Below are 15199 nucleotides of genomic sequence, written 5' to 3' on the forward strand. Positions count from 1 at the left end.
AACAGCGACGGCATCCAGTACGCGGAGGAGTCCCCGGGCGCCTTGCACCGGGTCGCCCCGCCGTAGAGCGTGCCGGTCACGCTGTCGCCGTTCGTCGAGGTGTTGCCCATGAACGTGTGGTCGTGCGAGGCGCCCGGGGACTCCTCCGCGTACTGGATGCCGTCGCTGTTCCGGGGACAGCAGAAGATCCTGCCGGTCGGCGACCAGGTCATCTACTACAAGTCGGGGGTGACGGACTACACCAGCGTGCGGCCGTTCCCGCGCGGGCTGCGGTTCGTGGTGGGCAGTCCCACGCAGAGCGCCCAGCAGTTCCGGGACCATCCGGGCTGGGTGGAGGGCTGGGAGTGCGGGGACAGTTACCGGAACACCGCCTTCCCGGCGCAGTGCCCGGGCGGCACCCAACTGAACATCCGTATGCAGGCGCCCAGTTGCTGGGACGGCCGGTACCTGGACACCCCGGACCACCAGAGCCACATGGCGTACCCGGTGGTGAAGCCCGGCGGCAACGACGACGTGTGCCCGGCGAGCCATCCGGTCGCGCTGCCGATGGTGGAGTTCAAGATGGCGTTCCCGGTGGACGGGGACATGTCACAGGTGAGACTGGCCAGCGGCGCGGCGCACTCGTTCCACTACGACTTCTTCAACGCCTGGCAGGAGCCGGTGCTGAAGAGGCTGGTGGAGCACTGCGTGGTCGGCGGTCTGCAGTGCGACGCCCGCGGCTACGACGAGACGCACCCCGAGGCGGGGGCGGCGCTGACCGCGGACTACCGGCTGCCCTGAGCGGGCCGGCCCGAGCCGGCTGCCCTCGGCCGGCCGGCCGTCGGAAGTCGGGTCAGGCCGAGGCCCGGACGACGAGCTCGGCGTCGAAGACCACGGAGGCCGGGGTGGTGCGGGTGCCCTCGATCTGCTCCTGGAGCAGTCGGGCCATGGTGGCGGCCATCTCCTCCATGGGCTGGCGGACGGTGGTGAGCGGGGGCCGGCCGGCCGCGGCCACCCCGGAGTCGTCGAAGCCGATCACCGCGACGTCGTCCGGCACCCGCCGCCCGGTCTCGCCGGCGGCCTCCATGACGCCGATCGCCATCAGGTCGTTGGCGGCGAACACCCCGTCCGTGTCGGGGTGTTCGGCCAGCAGCCAGTGCATGGCCGCGGCGCCGCCGGCTGCGGTGAAGTCCCCCTCCCGGACCGGTACGACGGGCTGGCCGTGGCGGGCCATGGCGGTCTGAAAGCCGTCCAGCCGGTCCCGGGCGGCCGGCAGGTCGAGCGGTCCGGTGACGGTGGCGACCCGGCGGCAGCCGCGGGCCGCGAGCCGGTCGGCGGCGAGCCGGCCGCCCTCGCGGTGGTCGACGTCGACATGGCTGACGGCGGTGCCGGCCGGGGGCCGGGCGAACAGCGCGCAGGGCAGGTCCGCGTCGGCGAGCAGGGTGGGCAACGGGTCGGCGGCGTGTGTGGAGAAGACCAGCGCGCCGTCGGCGCTGCCCTGGCGCAGATAGGAGACGACCTGCCGGCGGGCCTCGGCGGTCTCGGCGAACATCAGCACCGGGTACATGGAGCGGGGCCGCAGGAAGGTGATCACCCCGCCGACGACTCGGCCGAAGAAGGGGTCGGTCAGCATCCGCGAGGCGAAGGCGCTCTGCTCCTGCTCGGACTCGCCGCCGGCGCCGGAGACGACCAGGGCGATGGTCTCGGCCCGCCGGGTCACCAGGGCGCGGGCGGCCCGGTTGGGGGCGTAGCCGGTGCGCTCGATGGCTTCCCGCACGGCGTCCTGGATGTCGGGGGCGACATTGCGGATGCCGTTGACGACCCTGGAGACGGTGGCGCGGGAAACCCCCGCCTCACGTGCAACGTCCTCGAGCGTGGGCGCCTGTCGCGTCATGGCGTCACCCTATCGGCCCCCGGCCGGACGGCCGGGGGCCGAGCGGCGCCCGCGACGGTGGGTCGGCACGGGTCCACCCCGGCGTCACGGGTGCAGGACGATCTTTCCCACGTGGGTCCGGCGGGAGAGTTCCCGCTGCGCCCGGGCGGCCTGTTCCAGGGGATGGACGGCGGCGATGACCGGTTGGACGGCGCCGCGCCGGGCCAGCTCCATGAGCAGGGCGAAGTGAGCGGGGGTGTGCATCGCGGAGCCGATCACCTGGGCGTTGTGCAGATAGAGGCGGCGGACGTCGAACGCCGCCTGGTAGCCGCCCAGCGCGCCGGCGACGACCCAGCGGCCTCCTTCGCGCAGCAGCGGCAGTCCCGTGCCGAGCAGGCCGCCGGCCACGACGTCGAGGACGACTTCCACGCCTTCGGGGGCGGCGGCGCGGACCTGGTCGGCGACGTCCCGGGCCCGGTCGAGGACCCGGTGCGCGCCCGCCGCGCGCACCGCCTCGGTCTTCGGTGCGCTGCTGACGGCGAGCACCCGCGCGCCACGCGCCCGGGCGAGCTGCACCAGCGCGAGGCCCACGCCGCCGGACGCGCCGGTCACCAGGGCGGTCTCGCCCTCGCGCAGTCGGCCGCGCTCGATCATGCCCAGGGCCGTGCCGTATGCGGTCGGCAGGGTGGCGAGCTGGTCGTCGGTGAGCGGGGACGACGTCACGTCGTGCACCTGCCCGGCTGGCGCGGTCACGTACTCGGCGTAGCCGCCGTCGCGTTCGCTTCCCATCAGCCCGACCGGGTGGGCGTCCGATGCGTCGGCGTCGTAGAGCGCGGGGTCGACCACCACGCGGCGTCCGACCAGGCGGGCGTCCGCCCCGGGGCCGGCCGCGGCAACCCGACCGGCCACGTCGGCTCCCTGGATGCGGGGGAAGTCGATCGGGCCGCGCCAGCCCGACCGGGACGCGGGGTCTCCCGGGCGGCCGTAGGCGCCTTCCCGGGTCCACAGGTCGGTGTTGTTCAGCGCGGCGGCGGCGACCCGGACCAGCACCTCCCCCGCCCTCAGGGCGGGAACGGCCACCTCCGCTCGTTCGAGGACTTCCGGTCCTCCGTGCCGCGTGATGCGCACCGCGCGCATGGACACGGGCGTGGTCGCGGCCGTGATCGCGGGCGAAGCCTTGGACTCACTCATCGTCGGACCTCCTCGCAGGTATACTGATCTGTGAATCTGTTGTCCACCCGTACACCGATCTGTAAAGGAGTGCGTCGTGCCGGAAGCGCGGCCCCTGACCCCGGCCGGCCGCCGTATCGTCGCGGCCGCCGAGGAGCTGTTCTACGAGCGCGGCATCACCGCGGTCGGCGTGGACCTGATCGCCGAGCACTCGGGCGTCACCAAGCGGACGCTGTACAACCGCTTCGGTTCCAAGGACCAGCTCGTGGCGGCGTATCTGACCGAACGGGACGGGCGGTGGCGGGCCCTGGTCCAGGCCGCCGTGGAAGCCGCCGACTCCCCCGCCGAGGCCGTCACCGCCCCCTTCGAGGCCCTGCGCGCTTGGAGCGAGGGCCACACCCGCGGGTGCGCGTTCATCAACGCGCTGGCCGAGCTGCCGGACCCGTCGCACCCGGCGTACCGCATCGCCGCGGACCAGAAGCACTGGCTGCGGGGGCTGTTCGAGCAACTGGCCACCGCCGCGGGCTGCGCGGACCCGGCCATGCTCGCCGTACGGCTGCTGGTGCTGCACGAGGGCGCCGTCGCCACCCAGCCGCTCGCGCTCGGCACCCTCGAACCGAGCGCCGATCTGGCCCGCGCCCTGGTGCGGGCCGCCGCGCCCCCGCACGGCCAGGCCGGCGACGGCGACGGCGACGCAAGCGGCTGAGCCGAGCGCCGGCCCCGCGGCTGTCCGTGTCCCAGCGGTCTACGGGGCCCGCGTTCCACGCGGTCCACGGGGTGTGTCTACGCGGTGCGGCTACGGCGTGTGCCGCGGGGCGGTCGGGGGCGAGCAGGGCCTCGGCGGCCAGGAGCAGGGTGCGGGCGTGCGCGCTGACTTCGACGTCGTGCCAGGGGGCGGGGGCGGGGGGTGAGCAGGTGTGCGGCCAGGAGGAAGGCGTTGCCACCCGCAGGTCGGCGAGTTGCCAGGCGCCGGGGTCGGGTGCGGCCGGGAAACACCGGGCCGGCCAAGGCGGTTCCACGACGCGCCGTCGGCGGCCACCACCCAGCGGGTCCGCAGGGGTTGCGGGTGTCCGCCCGCACGGTGACGCCGCCGGGGTCCTCCACCACCGGCCGGACCGGCGCGGAGCACGGCACCCGCATCCGCACCCCGCACCCCGGCACGACCGGCCTCCGCGGCGGGCAGGCCCCGGCGGCGCACTACGGGACGGCGAGGAGGCACGAGTCACGGGTAGCGGGAGCGCAGTCGGCGCGGGGCGCAGCCGCCGTGCCTGCGCGGGGCGGCAGCAGCCTGGCGCTCAGCCCGACCGGCCCGGCCCGGCACCACCACGACGTCCGCGTCGACGCCCATGCCCGGGCACTCGGTCCGGCCCCGGGTCACAGCAGGGGAGTCAGGACGGACATCGCAGCCGCACGGCGTCGCTGAGGGCGATCCGGCCCGCCGAGGGGCCTATCAGCACCTCGTACCGGCCGGGCTCCCAGCGCCACCGCCCCTCCTGCGGTGACCAGTGCCGCAAGGCGCGCCAGGGCACGGGGACTTCGGCGGTGACAGCCGCTCCGGCGGCCGCCCGCACGGCGGCGTACCCGGCGAACCAGCGCACCGGTCGTTCGACCGCGGAGCCGGGGCGGGCCAGGTAGACCTGGACCACCTCGCGGCCGGCCCGGGCGCCGGTGTTGCGCAGCCGGACGCGCACGGTGAAAGCCGTCGCCCGGTGCGGCCCCCCGGCGCCCGCCGGGCCCTGTACGGCCGACTCCTCGTACGCCCAGGCGGTGTAGCCGAGGCCGTGGCCGAACCAGTAGGCGGGCGGCGGGCCCTGGCGACGCAGCCAGGCCCGGTGACCGATGTGCAGGCCCTCGTCGTACGAAAGCCTGCCGGCCCGGGGCGCGGTGGCGGTGACGGGGGCGTCGGCGAGCCGGGCCGGCCAGGTGGTGGGCAGCCGGCCGCCCGGTTCGGCCCGGCCGAGCAGCACGTCGGCGAGTCCGGCGCCGCCCTCCTGGCCGGGGAACCAGCCGAGCAGCACCGCGCCGGCCCGGGTGCGCCACGGCAGCTCCACCGGGCCGCCCGCGGTCACCACCACGGCCGTGCGGGGGTTGGCCGCCGCGACCGCCTCCACCAGGGCGTCCTGCGGTCCGGGCAGCACCAGCCCGGTGCGGTCACGCCCCTCGCACTCGCTCTCCTCGGTGGTGCCCACGCACACCACGGCGGCGTCCGCGGCGCGGGCGGCGCGCACCGCCTCGGCGATGGCGGCGGCGGGATCCGGGGCGGGCGGGGCCGCGGTCAGCAGCACCGCCCGGCCGGCGCCGGGGTCGAGCCGCCGGCGGGCCGCCACCCGGACGGGCCGCCCGGCCGGCAGCCGGATGCGCCCGTACCGGCAGGGCGGGCTGACGTGCAGCAGGGCCGGGTCGTCGGTCGCGGCCGGGAACTCCCCGTCCACCAGCGTGGCGTCGCCGACGGTCAACTCCAGTCGGCCGAAGCCGCCGACGCCCCAGGTCCACTCGCCGGCGACGGTAGGCCGCACCAGGGCGGTGACCTCCAGGGTGTGCGCGCCCGGAGGAAGCGGCGGTTCCAGCAGACGGCCGGAGAGCCGGTACTCGGTGTGGAGTTCGGCCCCGTCCCCGTCGAGCACCCGCAAGCGCACCCCGGGCCGGCCGGTGCGGGGATCACGGCAGTCGAGCGCCTCGATCCCGTCGAGCCCGACCGGCGCCGGGGGGTGCACCGCGGGGCCGGCGGCGTGGAGGACGTCGACGGTCGCCGGCAAGGCGAGCCGGACGGCGTCGAGGGGGCTGTCGGACGGGTAGGGGAAGACTCCGGCGCTGCCCCCGCCCTGGGCGCGCGGCGCGGCGGCGTGCGCCCCGATGACGGCGAGCGACCGGAGGGCCGCGGGGTCCAGCGGCAGCACCCCCCGGTTCTCCAGCAGCACCGTCCCGGCGGCGACGGCCGTACGCAGCAGGGCCGCGCCCGACTGTCCCGCTCCGGGGGCCGGGGCGCTCTGCGGGCGCTCCGCCACGGGGTCCAGCGCGCCGACCCGTCCCGCGAGGCGGAGCAGGCGCCGTACCTTGTCGTCGACGGCGGACTCGGGCACCGCGCCGGACCGGACGGCGGCCACGAGCGCCTCGCCCCAGGGCCCTTCGGGGCCGGGCATCACCAGGTCGGTGGCCGCGGCGGCGGCGGCGGTGACGGAGCGGGCGGCGCCCCAGTCGGAGACCACCACCCCGTCGAAGCCCCAGGCCCCCTTGAGCGGCTGGGCCAGCAGCGGGCTCTGCGTCATGGTGACGCCGTCGACGGCGTTGTAGCCGGCCATCACCAGCCGCACGCCGGCTTCGACGGCGGCCTCGAAGGGGGCGAGGTAGACCTCGCGCAGGGCGCGTTCGCCGACCCGGACGTCCACGGTGAGCCGGTCGGTCTCGGCGTCGTTGGCGGTGTAGTGCTTGGCCGCGGCGGCCACCCCGTTCTCCTGTAGGCCGCGGATCAGGGCGGCACCGGTGCGGCCGGCCAGCTCGGGGTCCTCGGCGAAGCACTCGAAGTGCCGGCCGCCGAGCGGCGAGCGGTGCAGGTTGAGAGTGGGGGCGAGCACCACGTGTACGCCCTTGCGGCGGGCCTCGGCGGCCAGCAGCGCGCCGAGCCGCTCGACCAGCGGTTCGTCCCAGGCCGCGGCGAGCGCGGACGCGCAGGGCAGCAGGACGGAGGGGCTGCGCTCGTCCCAGGCGGGGCCGCGCACCCCGGCGGGGCCGTCGGAGAGGGTGAGCGCGGCCAGTCCGACGGCCGGCTCGGCGTGGGTGCGCCAGGTGCTCGCACCGGTGAGCAGCCGCACCTTCCGCGGCAGGTCCAACTTCCCCAGCAGCGTGGAGATCTCGTCCTCGCCCATCCCGCCCCGCCCCTCGCCCCGTCCGCGCACGCGCTCCGCACGCCCACATATCGGAGAGCGCTCTCCGTAGCCAAGGGTGGTCACGCCGCGACGCCCGTGTCAACACATGCGCCCACCGGCCGACGGGGCGTCAGTTCAGCACGCGTCCCTTGATGGCCGCCTGCCAGGCCGGCAGCACCATCTCGCGGACCGGCTCCTCGCGGCGGCCGCCCGCGTCCAGGAACACCCCGAGCGGCAGGGTCGCCGCCCCGACGGTGACGGCGTCCGGACCCAGCGCGCCCAGGGCGATGACGGCGCGGCCGGCCGGGTAGGTCATCGAGTACGCGGCCGCGTGCCGGCGCACCTCGTCCAGGAAGCGGGGGCCCAGCAGCAGCCCGGCCCAGCCGCCGATCAGGACCCGCTCCGGCTGGAAGAGGTTGATCAGTCCGGACAGCCCCGCGCCCAGGTACTCGGCGGTCTCCGCCAGCACGGCAGCGGCCACCGGGTCGACCGCCGCGCCCTCCACACCGGGACTGACTCCCGCACCCCCGGACCCAGCACTCCGGGACCCAGCACTCCCGGGCCCCCGACTTCCGACGCCCGGACCCTCGGACCCCGGACTCTGGGACCCCGGACTCCCGACCTCCGGACCCCCGGCCGTCGCGCCGGGCCCACTTCCCGCAATGGCCGCGCTCCCCGTGCCAGGCGCGCTCCCCGGGCCCTCCGCCGGGTACGCCGCCGCGATCAGGGCGGCCAGGGCCGTCTCCTCGTCGGCGTTCCGCGGGGGGCGGCCGCCCGCTTCGCGCCAGCGTTCCAGCAGGGCGGCGGCGCCGGCGTAGGCCTCCAGGCAGCCTGGGGCGCCGCAGCGGCAGCGGCGGCCGCCGACCCGGACGGTGACATGGCCCCACTCCAGCGCGCGTCCCTGGTCGGCGTGGTCGGTGACCAGGCAGGCGCCGACGCCGGAGCCGAAGAGCACCACGGTCGCGCTCTGCGCCCCGCGTCCGGCGCCGAACCACATCTCGGCCTGGCCGAGGGTGCGGGCGCCGTTCTCGATCAGCACCGGCACGGTGTCCGGCAGCCGGCACGCGGCGCGCAGCAGGCGTTCGAGCGGGACGGCGTCCCAGCCGATGGTCTGGCCGTGCACCACCGCGCCCTGGTCGGGGGTGGCGGCGACAATGCCGGGCACGCCGACGCCCACGCCGACCAGGTGGCCCCCGTCGGGGCCGTACTCCCCCGCCGGGTCGCCGTCGTGGCGGAGCACCTCGGCGATGCCGTCGCGGACGCGCGCGACGACGGTGTCGACGTCGTAGGCGGCGGGTCCGGTCATCGGCTTCTCGACGCGGGCGAGTTCGGTCAGGGCGAGGTCGAACAGCTCGACCCTGACCCGGGTCTCGCCGACGTCGACGCCGATGAGGCGGCCGGCACCGGGGACGATGCGCAGCAGGGTGCGGGGGCGGCCGCCGTCGGAGTCGACGGTGCCGGCCTCCTCCAGCAGCCCGTCGCCGACCAGATCGCCGACGACGTTGCTGATGGTGCCGGAGCTGAGTCCGGTGGCGGGGCCGAGTTCCTGGCGGCTGGTGGGGCCGTCGAAGTAGAGCCGTCTGAGCACGGCGGCGCGGTTGCTGCGCCGCAGGTCGCCCACCGTCCGTCGGTTCCTCGCTGCCACGTGCGGCTCCCTTCGGTCTGTCCACCGGCCTTGTGCCGGGCGGAAGTTCCTTCCGCCCGGACCCTTGACGCTACCGCCCGCGAGAGCTTAACTCACGTCCTAAATTAAGCCGTGAGGGCATTGGGAGGCCGAAGCCGCACCCGCCTCCTCGAACGGTCGCCGTCCACCGCCCGCGGCCCCGCTCGCTCCATCGGAAAGGGACACCTGGAGCCATGCGCAGAATCAGTGCAAGAGCTGTCAGAGCAGCAGCCGGCAGTGCCGTCGTCGTCTCCCTGCTGGCCGCCGCCACCGGGTGCGGTGGGGGCACGTCCGCGGACGGGGGTTCGAACGGGTCGCCGAAGACCCTCACGTACTGGGCGTCCAACCAGGGTCCGAACATCGAGGCGGACAAGAAGACCCTGGAGCCGGAGCTGCGGAAGTTCGAGAAGCAGACCGGCATCAAGGTCAAGCTGGAGGTGGTCCCCTGGTCCGACCTGCTCAACCGGATCATGACCGCCGCCACCTCCGGGCAGGGCCCCGACGTGCTGAACATCGGCAACACCTGGTCGGCCTCGCTCCAGGCCACCGGGGCGCTGATGCCCTGGGACGAGGCGAGCTTCGGCAAGATCGGCGGACGGGACCGGTTCGTGGAGTCGGCGCTGGGCTCCACCGGCGCGCGGGGGCAGGATCCGGCCGCCGTGCCGCTGTACTCGATGTCGTACGCGCTCTACTACAACAAGAAGATGTTCGCCGACGCGGGCGTCGCGAAGCCGCCGGCGACCTGGGACGAGCTGGTCGCCACCGGAAAGAAGCTGTCCAAGGACGGCAAGTGGGCGCTGGGCGCGGAGGGTTCGAACCTCTCCAACAACATCCACCAGGTCTTCGTGCTGGGCAAGCAGCACGGGGCGGACTTCTTCGACGCCCAGGGCAGGCCGGACTTCACCTCCGACGGGGCGGTCAAGGCGGTGAAGCAGTATGTCGACTTCATGGCCAAGGACAAGATCATCGCCCCGGGCAACGCCGAGTACGCGCAGAACCAGTCGCTGAGCGACTTCGCCAAGGGCAGGACGGCGATGGTGCTCTGGCAGGCGGCCGCCTCCACCTTCACGTCCCAGGGCATGGCGGACGAGGACTGGGGCGTCGCCCCGGTGCCGGTCGCCTCCGGCGCCCCCGGCCAGGGCACCGCGGTCAACTCCATGGTCGCGGGCATCAACATGGCGGTCTTCAAGAACACCAGGAACGCCGACGGCGCCATGAAGTTCGTGAAGTTCATGACCAGCGACGAGGAGCAGCGCATCCTCTGCTCCACCTACGGCTCGATCCCGCCGGTGAAGGCCGCGCAGAGCGACCCGGCGTTCGACCGGCCGGAGCTGAAGGTGCTGCGGGAGACCCTGGGCGCCAGCGCGCAGGCGCTGCCGCAGGTGCCCGACGAGTCGCAGTTCGAGACGGTGGTGGGCACCGCGGTGAAGAACCTGTTCGCCACCGCGGCGGGCGGCGGCGCGGTGACGGAGGAGTCGGTGAAGGCCGAACTCGCCAAGGCCCAGCAGCAGATGCCGCAGAGCTGAGCGGGAGCGAGATGACCCTCACCACCGCGAGCGCCGGCACCCGCGCACCGGAGCCGGCCGTGCGGAAGACCTCCGGGGCGGGGCGCGGCCCGCGCCGCCCCGGCCGGGTCCGCCGCACCGCGCTGCCCTATCTGCTGCTCCTGCCGGCGCTGCTGCTGGAGATCCTGGTCCATCTGCTGCCGATCGTGATCGGCGTGGCGATGAGCTTCAAGGAGCTGACGCAGTTCCACCTGCGCGACTGGGGCGCCGCCCCCTGGCGCGGTCTGGACAACTTCCGGCTGGTGGTGGACCTGGACGGCCCGGCCGGGCAGGCGCTGCTGAAGTCCTTCGTCACCACCTGCCTGTTCACCGCGGCGTCGGTCGGGTTGTGCTGGCTGCTCGGCACGGCGGCCGCCGTGTACTTGCAGGAGTCGTTCCGCGGCCGGGGTTTCCTGCGGGCGCTGTTCCTCGTCCCGTACGCGCTGCCAGTGTACGCGGCGGTGATCACCTGGTCGTTCATGTTCCAGCGGGACAACGGGCTGGTGAACTACGTGCTGCACGAGCAGTTGGGACTGCTGGACTCGCCGTCGTTCTGGCTGATCGGCGGCAACAGCTTCGTCGCGCTGCTGACCGTGTCGGTGTGGAAGGGCTGGCCGTTCGCCTTCCTGATCGTCATGGCCGGGCTGCAAAACGTGCCGCGGGAGATGTACGAGGCGGCCGCGCTGGACGGCGCCGGCCGGTGGCAGCAGCTCCGGCGGATCACCCTGCCGTCGCTGCGGCCGGTCAACCAGGTGCTGGTCCTCGTGCTGTTCCTGTGGACGTTCAACGACTTCAACACGCCGTTCGTGCTGTTCGGCAGGGCGGCGCCGGAGGCGGCGAACCTGGTGTCGATCCACATCTACCAGTCGTCCTTCGCCACCTGGAACTTCGGCGCGGGCTCCGCCATGTCGGTGCTGCTGCTGGTGTTCCTGCTGCTGGTGACGGGTGTGTACCTGTTCCTCACCTCGCGCGAGCGGAGGGTTTCCCGTGGTTGAGCGCTCTGCCCGTCCGACGCCGGCCCGTTCGGTCCGCTCGCCGATGGCGCCGCCGAGGTCCTTCGTGTGGTCCAGGCGGATCTTCCTGACCCTGCTGTCCGGCTTCGTGCTGCTGCCGGTGTACGTGATGGTCTCCAGCTCCCTGAAGCCGCTCCAGGACGTCTCGGGGGAGTTCCGCTGGCTGCCGAGCGGGCTGACGGTCCGGCCGTACTTCGACATCTGGGAGACGGTGCCGCTGGCGCACTACTTCGTGAACTCGCTGATCGTGGCGGGCGCGGCCACCGTCTGCTCGGTGGTGATCGCCGTCTTCGCCGCGTACGCGGTCAGCCGCTACCGGTTCCGCGGCAAGCGGCTGTTCACGGTGACGGTGCTGTCCACGCAGATGTTTCCCGGCATCCTGTTCCTGCTGCCGCTGTTCCTGATCTTCGTCAACATCGGCAACGCCACCGGGGTGGCGCTGTTCGGCTCGCGCGGCGGGCTGATCCTCACCTATCTGACCTTCTCGCTGCCGTTCTCCGTCTGGATGCTGATCGGCTATTTCGAGTCGGTGCCCAGGGAGCTGGACGAGGCCGCCCTGGTGGACGGCTGCGGACCGCTGAAGGCGCTGTTCCGGGTGGTGGTGCCGGCCGCGGTGCCGGGCATCGTGGCCGTCGCGGTGTACGCGTTCATGACCGCGTGGGGCGAGGTGCTGTTCGCCTCGGTGATGACCGACGAGACCACCCGGACCCTGGCCGTCGGCCTCCAGGGCTACTCCACCCAGAACGACGTGTACTGGAACCAGATCATGGCCGCCTCGCTGGTCGTCAGCGTGCCGGTGGTGGCCGGCTTCCTGCTGCTCCAGCGCTATCTGGTGACCGGGCTGACCGCCGGCGCCGTCAAGTGACGGCGCCCACCCCCCGTACCGCTCCTCCCCCGTGCATGTGCTGAAAGGACGTTCGTGAGCGAGTTCACCGACTACGCCGCCCTGCCGCCCGACTTCGCCTGGGGGACGGCCACGTCGGCCTACCAGATCGAGGGCGCCGTCGCCGAGGACGGCCGGGCGCCCTCCATCTGGGACACCTTCTCCCACACCCCCGGCAAGGTCGACGGCGGCGACCACGGCGACACCGCCTGCGACCACTACCACCGCTGGCCCGAGGACATCGCGCTGATGCGCCACCTGGGCGCGAACGCCTACCGCTTCTCGACCGCCTGGCCGCGGATCGTGCCCGGTGGCGACGGGCCGGTCAACGCCCGGGGACTGGACTTCTACGACCGCCTGGTCGACGGGCTGCTGGAAGCCGGCATCGCGCCGTCCCTGACGCTCTACCACTGGGACCTGCCGCAGGCGTTGCAGGACCGCGGCGGCTGGACCGTCCGGGACACCGCCCACCACCTGGCCGGCTACGCCTCCGTCGTCGCCGAGCGGCTCGGCGACCGGGTGCACCACTGGGCCACCCTCAACGAGCCGCTGTGCTCGGCGTGGATCGGGCACCTGGAGGGCCGGATGGCCCCCGGGACCACCGACCTCACCGCGGCGGTCCGGGCCTCGTACCACCTGCTGCTCGGCCACGGGCTGGCCGCGCAGGCCGTCCGGGCCGCCGCCCCGGACGCGCAGGTCGGCATCGTCAACAACCTGTCCACGGTCGCCCCGGCGAGCGACCGGCCCGAGGACCTGGCTGCGGCGCGGCGGGTGGACGGCCACACCAACCGCTGGTGGCTGGACCCGGTGCACGGCCGCGGTTTCCCCGCCGACATGCGGGAGGTGTACGGCGTCGAGCTGCCCGAGCACCCCGGCGACCCGGCGGTCATCGCGGCGCCGCTGGACTGGCTGGGCCTGAACTACTACTTCCCGGCCGTGGTCGCCGACGACCCGGACGGCCCGGCCCCCTACGCCCGCCAGGTCGACCGCCCGGGCGTCCCGGTGACGCGGATGGGGTGGGAGGTCGACGCCGGCGGCATCGAGACGCTGCTGCTGCGGCTCACCGAGGAGTACGGGGCGCGGCGGCTGTACGTGACGGAGAACGGCTCCGCCTACCCGGACACCGTCCGGGCGGACGGCACGGTCGACGACCCCGAGCGGGCCGACTACCTGGAGCGGCACCTGGCCGCCTGCGCCCGGGCGGTGCGCAAGGGCGTGCCGCTGGCGGGGTACTTCGCCTGGTCACTGCTGGACAACTTCGAGTGGGCCTACGGCTACGACAAGCGCTTCGGCCTGGTGCACGTGGACTACGCCACCCAGCGGCGCACGGTCAAGGGCAGCGGCCACCGGTACGCCGACGTCATCCGCGCGCACCGCGCCGCGCACACCGACAGCGCCGCCTGATCGGGCGAGGCGACGGGTGCGGGAAACGGACACGGGCCCGGGGAGCGGAAGGCGCCCCGGGCCCGCGTCGTGGCTCGGCTCGTGGACGCGGTCAGCCGGTGACGGGCAGCAGGCCGATCACCGGGGCGACCGGCTCGATGAGCTGGCGGGCCTGGCCGAGCTGCTGGAGGCCGCCGAGTCCGCCGAGCTGCTGGGTCACCCGGGGCACCCGGGCCGCCTGCTCGGTGGGCAGTCCCATGGAGGTCAGGTCGTCCACCCGGCTGACGACGGACGGCGCGCCGGGCCCCACCGGGAGGGGGACCCCGGCGACCGCCTGGGCGGAGGGGGCGGAGAGCGCGGAGGCGCCGGCGGCGACCGCGAGAGCGGCGAGTACGCGATGGGTCTTGGTCATACCCCGGTCAACGGCCGTCCCCGCTTCCGGACACGCGCCGGGCGCCGCTGTCCCCCTGACGGGGCCGCCCCGCCGCCGCTCAGGTGGAGGCGGAGGCGTCCTCCCTGATCTGCTCGGGGACCTCCTCGCGGCGGGCGCGGTCCGGTGCGGGCCGCAGGCCCACCGCCGCGCGCAGCATCCGGGCGAGCCGGTGCGAGCGTCCGGCGGCGATCGGGCCGAGGACGGCGAGGACCAGCACATAGCCGGCGATGAACGGGGCGAGGCGGTCGTCGAGGCCGGCGGAGGCGGCCATGGCGGCCAGGATGAGCGCGAACTCGCCGCGGGCCAGCAGGGTGGTGGCGATCCCGGCGGCCGGTTCCGGGCCGAAGCCGTGCAGCCGGGCGGCGAAGAGTCCCGCGGCCACGTTCATCGCGGCGGTGACGGCGGCGGCGGCCAGGACGGGTCCGGCGACGGAGAGCACGTCACCGGGGTCGATCGCGAGCCCGAAGCCGAAGAAGAAGACCGCGCCGAAGGCGTCCCGCAGCGGGTGCACCAGTTGGCGGATGCGCGGCCCGGAGGAGGTGGAGCCGAGGATCAGGCCGACCATGAACGCGCCGATCGCGTCGGCCACGCCCAGCAGTTCGGAGACGCCGGCCACCAGCACGGCCGCGCCGAGGAAACTGATGACGAGGAGTTCGTCGTCGCGGACCGCGATGAGCCGGCCGACGGCCTTGACGCCGTAGCGGGCCAGGGCGGCGAGGAGCAGCAGGAAGCCGAACGCCTTGGCGGTCTGAAGGATCATCTCGGCCGGGCTGTCGGCGCCGCCGATCACCGGTTGCAGGGCGGCCAGGTAGAGGGCGAGGAAGATGTCCTCGACCACGATGACGCCCAGGATCAGCCGGGTCTCCGGGCGTTGGAGCCGTCCGAGGTCGATGAGGATCTTGGTGACGATGGCGGAGGAGGAGATGCCGATGACGCCGGCGAGCACCAGCGCCTCACGGGCGCCCCACCCCAGTGCGAAGCCGAAGCCGAGGCCGGCGCCGACGTTCAGCAGCAGGTAGGCGGAGCCCGCCGCGAGCAGCCGCCGCCCGCCGCGTTTGAGGTCGTCCAGGTGGAACTCCAGGCCCAGGTAGAACAGCAGTAGCACGAGGCCGAGCGCGGAGAGCATCTCCAGGTCGTGCGGGTCCTCGACCAGGACGAGGCCGGGGGTGTGCGGGCCGAGCAGGATGCCGGCGAGCATGAACAGCGGGATGGTGGGCAGCCCAATGCGGCTGCCGAGCCGGGCGAGGAAGGCGGCGGCCAGGAAGGCGCCGCCCATGGCGAGCAGGGTGTCAGCGTGTCCCACGGGTCACCGCCTCGGCTGTCGTCCCGGCCGCGGTCGCGGTCGTCGTCATGGTGGTCGTGGTGTGTTCCGGGGTCTCCTGCGGGGTGCGGGGG

Annotated in this window: 12 protein-coding genes and 1 pseudogene; 6 read left to right on the forward strand and 7 right to left on the reverse strand. The window is 74.3% G+C overall.

Annotated elements, in window-relative coordinates:
• The coding region (locus C6N75_RS29955) for a DUF1996 domain-containing protein (protein WP_407703205.1) at positions 1-212 on the reverse strand (212 nt) is incomplete at its 3' end.
• Between C6N75_RS29955 and C6N75_RS08190 the strand changes: the two are divergent.
• Positions 121-780, forward strand: a pseudogene (locus C6N75_RS08190) (DUF1996 domain-containing protein); the annotation flags it as partial. The gene C6N75_RS29955 and the pseudogene C6N75_RS08190 sit on opposite strands and share 92 nt — an antisense overlap.
• A gap of 52 nt (positions 781-832) precedes the next feature.
• On the opposite strand, the gene C6N75_RS08195 reads toward C6N75_RS08190, so the two are convergent.
• A complete protein-coding gene (locus C6N75_RS08195; protein WP_105868193.1) occupies positions 833-1873 on the reverse strand; it encodes a LacI family DNA-binding transcriptional regulator in 1041 nt (346 codons plus the stop codon).
• Positions 1874-1957: 84 nt separating this feature from the next.
• Entirely contained in the window at positions 1958-3043 is a 1086-nt protein-coding gene (locus tag C6N75_RS08200; RefSeq protein WP_105868194.1) for a zinc-binding dehydrogenase, read from the reverse strand.
• Positions 3044-3119: 76 nt separating this feature from the next.
• On the opposite strand from C6N75_RS08200, the gene C6N75_RS08205 reads away from it, so the two are divergent.
• A complete protein-coding gene (locus tag C6N75_RS08205) occupies positions 3120-3728 on the forward strand; it encodes a TetR/AcrR family transcriptional regulator (protein ID WP_258177287.1) in 609 nt (202 codons plus the stop codon).
• 682 nt (positions 3729-4410) lie between these two features.
• On the opposite strand, the gene C6N75_RS08210 is transcribed toward C6N75_RS08205, so the two are convergent.
• The gene (locus C6N75_RS08210; RefSeq protein ID WP_105868195.1) at positions 4411-6885 is read right to left on the reverse strand and encodes a glycoside hydrolase family 3 C-terminal domain-containing protein; all 2475 of its coding nucleotides are present in this window, start codon (positions 6883-6885) and stop codon (positions 4411-4413) included.
• 130 nt (positions 6886-7015) lie between these two features.
• Positions 7016-8530 (reverse strand): ROK family transcriptional regulator, encoded by a 1515-nt coding sequence (locus C6N75_RS08215; RefSeq protein ID WP_105868196.1) that lies wholly within the window; start codon positions 8528-8530, stop codon positions 7016-7018.
• Positions 8531-8742: 212 nt separating this feature from the next.
• Between C6N75_RS08215 and C6N75_RS08220 the strand changes: the two genes are divergently transcribed.
• Genes C6N75_RS08220 through C6N75_RS08235 form a run of 4 tightly spaced genes read left to right on the forward strand, consistent with a single transcriptional unit; the run spans position 8743 to position 13392 of the window.
• Complete coding sequence (locus C6N75_RS08220) at positions 8743-10074, forward strand: ABC transporter substrate-binding protein (RefSeq protein WP_105868197.1); 1332 nt, start codon at positions 8743-8745, stop codon at positions 10072-10074.
• 11 nt (positions 10075-10085) lie between these two features.
• Positions 10086-11087, forward strand: coding sequence for a carbohydrate ABC transporter permease (locus C6N75_RS08225; protein WP_105868198.1), 1002 nt, complete (start codon positions 10086-10088; stop codon positions 11085-11087).
• 43 nt (positions 11088-11130) lie between these two features.
• Positions 11131-11970, forward strand: coding sequence for a carbohydrate ABC transporter permease (locus C6N75_RS08230; protein ID WP_105868199.1), 840 nt, complete (start codon positions 11131-11133; stop codon positions 11968-11970).
• 54 nt (positions 11971-12024) lie between these two features.
• Positions 12025-13392, forward strand: a complete 1368-nt coding sequence (locus C6N75_RS08235; RefSeq protein ID WP_105868200.1) for a GH1 family beta-glucosidase — start codon at positions 12025-12027, stop codon at positions 13390-13392.
• 91 nt (positions 13393-13483) lie between these two features.
• Here C6N75_RS08235 and C6N75_RS08240 read toward each other — a convergent pair whose 3' ends face one another.
• Positions 13484-13783 (reverse strand): hypothetical protein, encoded by a 300-nt coding sequence (locus C6N75_RS08240; protein WP_105868201.1) that lies wholly within the window; start codon positions 13781-13783, stop codon positions 13484-13486.
• A gap of 79 nt (positions 13784-13862) precedes the next feature.
• Positions 13863-15107, reverse strand: a complete 1245-nt coding sequence (locus tag C6N75_RS08245; protein ID WP_105868202.1) for a cation:proton antiporter — start codon at positions 15105-15107, stop codon at positions 13863-13865.
• Positions 15108-15199 lie beyond the last annotated feature (92 nt).

This window comes from Streptomyces solincola (assembly GCF_002982015.1).
Taxonomy (GTDB): domain Bacteria; phylum Actinomycetota; class Actinomycetes; order Streptomycetales; family Streptomycetaceae; genus Streptomyces; species Streptomyces solincola.

What these genes read in the sequence shown, in the direction of transcription:
- C6N75_RS08200 (WP_105868194.1), bottom strand. Translation starts at nt 3,043, where the DNA reads ATGAGTGAGTCCAAGGCTTCGCCCGCGATCACGGCCGCGACCACGCCC.
- C6N75_RS08225 (WP_105868198.1), top strand. Translation starts at nt 10,086, where the DNA reads ATGACCCTCACCACCGCGAGCGCCGGCACCCGCGCACCGGAGCCGGCC.
- C6N75_RS08230 (WP_105868199.1), top strand. Translation starts at nt 11,131, where the DNA reads ATGGCGCCGCCGAGGTCCTTCGTGTGGTCCAGGCGGATCTTCCTGACC.
- C6N75_RS08220 (WP_105868197.1), top strand. Translation starts at nt 8,743, where the DNA reads ATGCGCAGAATCAGTGCAAGAGCTGTCAGAGCAGCAGCCGGCAGTGCC.
- C6N75_RS08210 (WP_105868195.1), bottom strand. Translation starts at nt 6,885, where the DNA reads ATGGGCGAGGACGAGATCTCCACGCTGCTGGGGAAGTTGGACCTGCCG.
- C6N75_RS08240 (WP_105868201.1), bottom strand. Translation starts at nt 13,783, where the DNA reads ATGACCAAGACCCATCGCGTACTCGCCGCTCTCGCGGTCGCCGCCGGC.
- C6N75_RS08195 (WP_105868193.1), bottom strand. Translation starts at nt 1,873, where the DNA reads ATGACGCGACAGGCGCCCACGCTCGAGGACGTTGCACGTGAGGCGGGG.